5 protein-coding genes are annotated in these 6,567 nt (G+C 73.4%); 2 read left to right on the top strand and 3 right to left on the bottom strand.

Features of this window, described 5'->3' with window-relative positions:
* On the top strand, positions 1-711 hold a 711-nt coding region (locus tag AQJ64_RS31830), incomplete at its 5' end, for an ABC transporter permease (protein WP_059203210.1).
* Here AQJ64_RS31830 and AQJ64_RS31825 read toward each other — a convergent pair.
* Positions 692-3,826: an ATP-binding protein gene (locus AQJ64_RS31825; protein ID WP_055632459.1), complete on the bottom strand. Its 3,135-nt coding sequence runs from the start codon at positions 3,824-3,826 to the stop codon at positions 692-694. The genes AQJ64_RS31830 and AQJ64_RS31825 overlap by 20 nt on opposite strands.
* A gap of 267 nt (positions 3,827-4,093) precedes the next feature.
* Here AQJ64_RS31825 and AQJ64_RS31820 point away from each other — a divergent pair, with 267 nt between their 5' ends.
* Positions 4,094-4,576, top strand: coding sequence for a DUF5994 family protein (locus AQJ64_RS31820; protein WP_055632483.1), 483 nt, complete (start codon positions 4,094-4,096; stop codon positions 4,574-4,576).
* A 53-nt stretch (positions 4,577-4,629) separates the two neighbouring features.
* On the opposite strand, the gene AQJ64_RS31815 is transcribed toward AQJ64_RS31820, so the two are convergent.
* Together AQJ64_RS31815 and AQJ64_RS31810 are read right to left on the bottom strand one after the other, a co-directional pair.
* Entirely contained in the window at positions 4,630-5,823 is a 1,194-nt protein-coding gene (locus AQJ64_RS31815; RefSeq protein WP_055632458.1) for a PP2C family protein-serine/threonine phosphatase, read from the bottom strand.
* A gap of 133 nt (positions 5,824-5,956) precedes the next feature.
* Positions 5,957-6,496: a DUF5994 family protein gene (locus AQJ64_RS31810; protein ID WP_055632457.1), complete on the bottom strand. Its 540-nt coding sequence runs from the start codon at positions 6,494-6,496 to the stop codon at positions 5,957-5,959.
* Positions 6,497-6,567: the final 71 nt, after the last annotated feature.

The raw sequence follows: 6,567 nt of genomic DNA, 5'->3' as shown, positions 1-6,567 counted from the left end.
GCGACCCTGAACCTGCTGCTCACCCCGATCATGATGCTGCTGCTCTTCGTCTACGTCTTCGGCGACGTGATGAGCGCGGGCATCGGTGGCAGGGGCGCGGACCGCTCCGAGTACATCGCCTACCTCGTCCCGGGCATCCTGATGATGACCATCGGCAGCACCGTCATCGGGGCCGCCGTCTACGTCTCCATGGACATGACCGAAGGCCTCATCGCCCGCTTCCGCACGATGGCGGTCTACCGCGGCTCCGTGATCGTCGGGCATGTCGTCGGCAGTGTGCTGCAGTCGATCGCCAGCGTGCTCCTCGTCGGCGCCGTCGCCGTGGCCATCGGCTTCCGCTCCACCGACGCCACCGCCCTGGAGTGGCTCGCGGCGTTCGGGCTGATCGCGCTGTTCGCCCTGGCGCTCACCTGGATCGCGATCGGGATGGGCATGGCCAGCCCGAACCCCGAGGCGGCCAGCAACATGGCGATGCCGCTGATCCTCCTGCCCCTCGTCTCCAGCGCCTTCATCCCGGCCGACACCATGCCCGGCTGGTTCCGGCCCATCGCCGAGTACCAGCCCTTCACCCCCGCCATCGAGACCCTGCGCGGCCTCCTGCTCGGCACCGGGATCGGCGACAACGGGTGGATCGCCGTCGCCTGGTGCGTCGGCCTCACCGCGCTCGGCTACCGCTGGTCGACGGCACAGTTCAACCGCGACCCGAAATGAGCGCGCGGGTTGCCTCCCACAACCCGTCCCGCTCCAGGGCGGCGTACTCCGACACCGCGTCGGCGTACGCCGCCCCGTCGGCCTCCTCGGCGGCCCGCCGGGCACGGTCGGCGGACATCGCGGGGAACGTCTGCGGCACGTGCATCCGCTGCGCCAGCGCCAGCAGCCGCACCGCGGAGGTGTCGCCCGCGGCGAGCCGGACCAGACCGAGGGCCAGCACGTCGATGCCGGACCCCGGGTTCTCCCCGGCCGGGCCGGAGCCGTCGGCGAGCTGCGTCCGCAGCCGGCCCTCCAGCTCGGCCACCAGACCGGCGACCGGCTCCAGCCGCCCGGCGTACGCGTGCGCCGCCACCGCGTAGGCGGCGATCGCCCGCGCCCACACGTCCATGGTGGGGTCGACGGGCGGCGCCTCGTCCCCGCGCAGCCGCTCCACGGCCGTCCGCCACCGCTTCAGACCCAGCTCGGTCAACCCGCGGGCCAGCGCGATCTCGGCCCAGGCGGCCAGGTCGGTCGCGACGGCCGAGGTCTGCTCCGCCGGCTGGCTCCGCTCCACGCGCCGCAGCCACTCCTCCGCCTCGTCCGGCTCACCGCGCTGCAGACAGGCCAGCGCCAGACCCCGGTGCAGACCCGTCATGGGCGACTGGTCGTTCAGGTGCTCCAAGGCCTCCAGCGCCGCCAGCAGATGCCGGTACGCCTCCTCGCCGAGACCGGCGTCCGCGCACAGCTCGCTGCACCGGGAGTGGCCGAGCAGCCTGAGCGACGGGTTGGGCACGGCGTCGACCGCGGCGAGCAGCCGGCGGGCGGAGGACAGCGCACGCTCCGGCTGATGCTCGTACTCCCAGAGATAGCTGGCCACGCACTCGGCGACGCCCGCCAGCAAGGGCGCGTCGCTCGCACACAGCTCCCGCAGCGCCTCGTAGCCGGGCGGGCGCATGTCCGGAAGGGCGCACAGCACGACGGCGAGCGCCCGCGGCAGGGTGTCCGGCTCCGCGGGCGGCAGTCGGCGCAGCGTGACGAGATGGCGCGGCCGCAGCGGGCCGTACCCGATGAACGGGGCGGCGGTGCAGATCGCGCTGAGGGTCCGGGTGACCTCGGTGTACCGCGCGTCGGGGCGGTAGTGCGACAGTGGCCCCGCGGTGTCGGTGGCCAGGGTCAGGACCCGGTGGAAGCTCGTCGAGTCGGTGAGCCAGATGCCGGCCAGCACCGCGCCGGCCGCCGCGACGGTGGCCTGGTCCTGGCGGCTGAGGGCGTACCGCAGGGCGAGCACCAGGTTGTCCTGCTCCGCGCGCAGCCGCGCCCAGTGCCGCAGCGGCTCGGGGCCGGCCATCACATCGTGGTTGGCCAGTCCGAAGTCCCGTGCCCAGCCGAGGAACCGGTCGGTGACCGCCTCCTCCTCCCCGGCGGCCGCTCGCCGGGCGGCGCTGAACTCCCGCACCGTCTCCAGCATCCGGAAGCGGATCCCGGCCGTGGTGTCGACGGCCTTCAGCAGCGACTGGTCCACCAGCTGCTCCAGCAGGTACAGCGCGTCGCCGCTGTCACCCAGCAGTCGTTCCGCCGCCGCTTCGTTGAAGCCGCCGGGGAAGACCGACAACGCCCGCAGCGCCGCCCGCGCGTCCTCCTCCAGCAGATTCCAGCTCCAGTCCACGACCGCGTGCAGGGTGCGGTGCCGCTCGGGTGCGTCCCGGGTCCCGCCGCGCAGCAGCGCGAACCGGTCGCCGAGGCGGCGGCCGATCTCGGGTACGGACAGCACCCGCACCCGCGCCGCCGCCAACTCCAGGGCGAGCGGCAGTCCGTCCAGATGCCCGCACAGCTCCGCGACCGCGCCGGGCGGCAGCTCGACATCGGGGCGCGCGGCCCGTGCCCGCTGCTCGAAGAGCTCGATCGAGGTCGCCGGGCTCAGCTGCGGCAGCTGGTACACCGCTTCCGAGCTCAGCCCCAGCGGTGCCCTGCTGGTGACCAGGACCCGCAGGTCCTTGGACCGTGCCACCAGCTCCCGCACCAGGTCGGCGGCGCCCCGGACGACCTGCTCGCAGTTGTCCAGCACCAGCAGCGCGGGGCCGGCGCCCAGGGCGGCGACGATTCCGGCGGGCACATCCGCCCCACCGCCGTACGCCCCGACGCCGGCGCGTGGCGCCTCCCCGCCACCGAGCGCCGAGGCCACCTCGCCGGCCACGTCCTCGTCCGCACGGACTCCGGCCAGCGAGACGAAGTGCACCACCCGCTGCTCCGCCTGCCGGCTGACGGCGTACGCGAGCCGTGTCTTGCCCAGCCCACCGGGGCCGACGATCGAGGCCAGCCGAGACGAGCGCAACAGCCCGGCCACCGCCGCGAGATCCTCCTCCCGCCCCAGCAGCGGATTCGGATCGTGCGCCACCCCGTACCGCACCACGGGGGCCTCCACCCGCAGCAGCTCCTGATGCACGGCCTTCAGCCCGCCGCCCGGGTCGGTGCCGAGATCGTCGCGGAGCTCGCGCCGGTACGCCTCGTAGCGGGCGAGCGCCGCCGAGGGCCCGGCCGTGGCCGCCTCGGCGCGCAGCAGCTCGCCCAGTACCTCCTCGTCACGCGGCGCCCCGGCGAAGACCTCGGTCAGCGGCGCCAGGGCTTCGTTGTGCCGCCCCAGCCGGGCGAGCGCCAGCGCGCGGGAGCGTACGAGGGAGCCGTGGCGCGGTGCCCGCTCGGCCCGCAGCTCCGCCACCGGGTCGCCCGGCGCGGCCTCGGAGTCCGGGGTCGCGTCCCAGAACGCCAGGCCCTCCTCCGCGCTCGCCAGGGCGGCGGCATGGTCCCCGGCCCGGGCGTGCCGGGCGCTCGCCTCGGCGCACCGCACCACCGCCGAACTGTCGACCTGCTCCTCACCCAGCGCCAGCCGGTAGCCGGTCGGGGTGCTGACGATCACGTCGGCCCCGAGCTGGGAGCGGGCCCGGGAGACCAGGATCCGCAGCGCGTTGGCCGGGTTGGCCGGCAGCTCGTCCTGCCACAGCCCGTCCACCAGCCTCGCGGTGCTGCAACCGGAGCGCTGCTCGCCGGCGAGCAGCGCGAGCAGCCCGCGCAGCCGGGGCGCGGTGATCTCCCGACCGCGGTAGGCCACACGCGACAGGAGGGTCAACTCGGTCTTCACCCGGTCAGGTTATCGACAGCGGCTGCTTCGTCTGCTTCGTCGGCTGCCGCTCGGACAGGGGACCGGCCGGACCGGGACGCGAAGACGTCGGCTGTCGGGTGCCTGGCCCGGGAGCCCGGGAGCCCGGGAGCCCGGGAGCCCGGGAGCCGGGGAGCCCGGGAGAACATCCCTGCGTGGTGCTCACGTGTTCACGGGGCTTCCCGAGTAGCGTGGGAAAGGCGAGGCGAGTCCCGTGGTCGCACCGATTCCCGAAGACGGGTGATCCTCATGACCGGCTCCGATGCGTTCCCGGTTTCCCGGCGTCTGCCCAGTGGCGTTCACGAGGCCGTACGGCCCGGGTGCGCGCTGCTCCGGCTGGAGACCACGACGTCGCGCGAGGGCGTTCTCGACGGCGCGTGGTGGCCGCGGTCGCGCGACATCGGTGCCGAGCTGCCCGCGCTGCTGAGCGCCCTCACCGAACACCTCGGCCCCGTCACACGCGTCGGCCTGGACACCGCTGCCTGGGAAGGGCTCCCGACCCGGATCGTCGTCGAGGACCGGGTGGTGCGCATCGACTCGTTCCCCGTGGGCGACGACACCGTCCTGATCACCCGCGGCGACCAGGACGTCTTCTCGCTGCTCGTGATCCCGCCGCACGCGACACCCGAGGCCGCGCGTGCCGCGATGGCACAGGCCGTCCGGGCCGACAACGTCACCCAGGCGGAACAGATCCTCATCGACACCGCGGGCACGCAGGCGCCGCCGGACTGACGAGCGGGAAACAAGCACGGCCGGCGGAGCCGTACCGTACGACAGCGGTGAGGTCAGCCGCGCCACTCCACCAGGAGCAGAGTCGCGTCGTCCGTGGTGTGTCCGCCCCGCGCCCGCATGAGCGTGTGGGACAGGGAGCGCGCCACCGCCCGGATCCCGCGGCCGGTTCTCTCCAGCTGGTTCACCCACTCGATCAGCTGGTCCTCCCCGAACTCCTCCTCCCCGGCCGTGTGCTCCTCGATGAGTCCGTCGCTGAAGCAGAGCAGACGGTCCCCCCGCTCCAGCGTCATCTCGCTCAGTTGCGGCTCCGGGCCCCCGAACCCGACAGGGAAGGTCGTCGGACCGGTCAGCCGGAGCGCGACGCGGTGATCATGGACGAGCATCGGTGACGGGTGCCCGGCGTTGACCCACTGAAGATGACCCGTCGTGGTGTCCAGCCGCATCATCTGCGCGGTCACGAAGTGCTCGGGGCCGAACTGGTCCGCCACGGCACGGTCCATGAAGGCGTAGATCTCCGCCAGCCCGGTGCCGGCGCGGCGGGCGTGCCGGTAGGCACCGATGGCCACGGTGGCCATGGTGGCCGCGTCCAGTCCGTGCCCCATCGCGTCGATCATGGCCACGTGGAGGATGTCTCCGTTGAGGGCGTAGTCGAAGCTGTCACCCGCCACGTCATAGGCGGGCTCCAGGATCCCGGCCACGGCCACCCGAGGCATGGTCATCGCCAGCGGTGGCAGCAGGGACCACTGGATCTCCGCGGCGACGCTCATCGGCTGACCGCGCCGGACACCGACGAACAGGTCGGAGTAGCCGTGCTTGGTCACCAGCAGGTCGGCCACCAGGGCGGCGATCCTGCGCAGCAAGCGGCGGTCGTGGTCGTCGACGCGGTCCAGCGTCACCGCCATGACCCCGACCTGGTCGCCGCAGTCCAGCAGCGGCAGGAGGACCCGCACACCGTCGTCCTCGGTCAGTTCGACGGGGTGAGCGTCGAGAAAGCAGCGGCCCGCCTCGGAGTCGTCGATCACCTGCGGCTGCCCGTCCGCGAGACCGTCGACCGGCAGGGGTACGAGCAGCAGTTGCTCGTAGTCCTGCAACAGCACCTGCGGTCGGCGGCCCCCGAGCCGCTCCACCACATCGGCGACCAACGGCCCGATGAGATGGGGCGGCAGTTCGTGTGCGCGATCGAGGAGCTCTCCCAGCAGAGCTTCCCCGAAGCTCTCCGAGCGGTCCGCACGCCGTCCGGCCGTCATTCCCCCACCCGCCATGATCCGCGCCGATCGGGGCGGCGGGCCGGACGACGAAGAGTCTGCCAGTGTCATCGCTCCTACAAGGGGTCGTCGACGCCGGGCCGGCCGTCACCTGGGTCCGGCCGCACAGGGCCTCTCACCTGAGCCCAGGTCCTCCTTCGGACTCCTCCGTGCCCTGTCCGTCCTCCCCTGCCCCGGTGTCCTGTACGTCGAGGCCGCTCTCGACGTACACCGGCCCCCGGGGAGCGGACAGCGCGTTCCCGGGAGCGGCGGCGACGGTGAGCAGCCGGGTGGCCGCTTCGGCCGGCTCGTCCGGTGGGATGACCAGCAGTTCCCAGCGTCCCCCGGTGCCGCAGTCCAAGGTGATGGCATGCGCCCCGGCGGCGAGGTCGGTCAGGGCCACCTCGATCACATGGCCGGGCGCCATCACCTCCTGCGGGGCACCGGGCCAGGCTGCGGTCGCCACGGTGACATGGGTGACGGTGCCGACGCCCGGATCCAAGGAGCCGATCAGCGCGGGCAGCTCCAGCTCCAGTGCGTCACAGCGCGGCCACCACGCGCCGTCCGGCGGGCCGTGGCTCACGTCCGGCGCGAGGCTCAGCCGGGGCAGGGGCATCCGGTAGGTGTGCGCGTCACCCGGGGGCGTACCTTCGGCGGGTCTGGTGATGGCGTCCATCGTGCGATCCCGTCCCGGGCGGCTTCCGGCTGCCCGTGTCCGTCACTCGCCGGGAACGGCGCCGCCGTGGT

The organism is Streptomyces griseoruber, assembly GCF_001514205.1.
Taxonomy (GTDB): domain Bacteria; phylum Actinomycetota; class Actinomycetes; order Streptomycetales; family Streptomycetaceae; genus Streptomyces; species Streptomyces griseoruber.
The sequence above is the reverse complement of the archived record's forward strand: the minus strand, read 5'-3'. Positions and strand labels throughout refer to the sequence as shown.

Coding starts and splice junctions, on each gene's coding strand:
- AQJ64_RS31820 (WP_055632483.1), top strand. CDS start 4,094: ATGACCGGCTCCGATGCGTTCCCGGTTTCCCGGCGTCTGCCCAGTGGC.
- AQJ64_RS31810 (WP_055632457.1), bottom strand. CDS start 6,496: ATGGACGCCATCACCAGACCCGCCGAAGGTACGCCCCCGGGTGACGCG.
- AQJ64_RS31815 (WP_055632458.1), bottom strand. CDS start 5,823: ATGACGGCCGGACGGCGTGCGGACCGCTCGGAGAGCTTCGGGGAAGCT.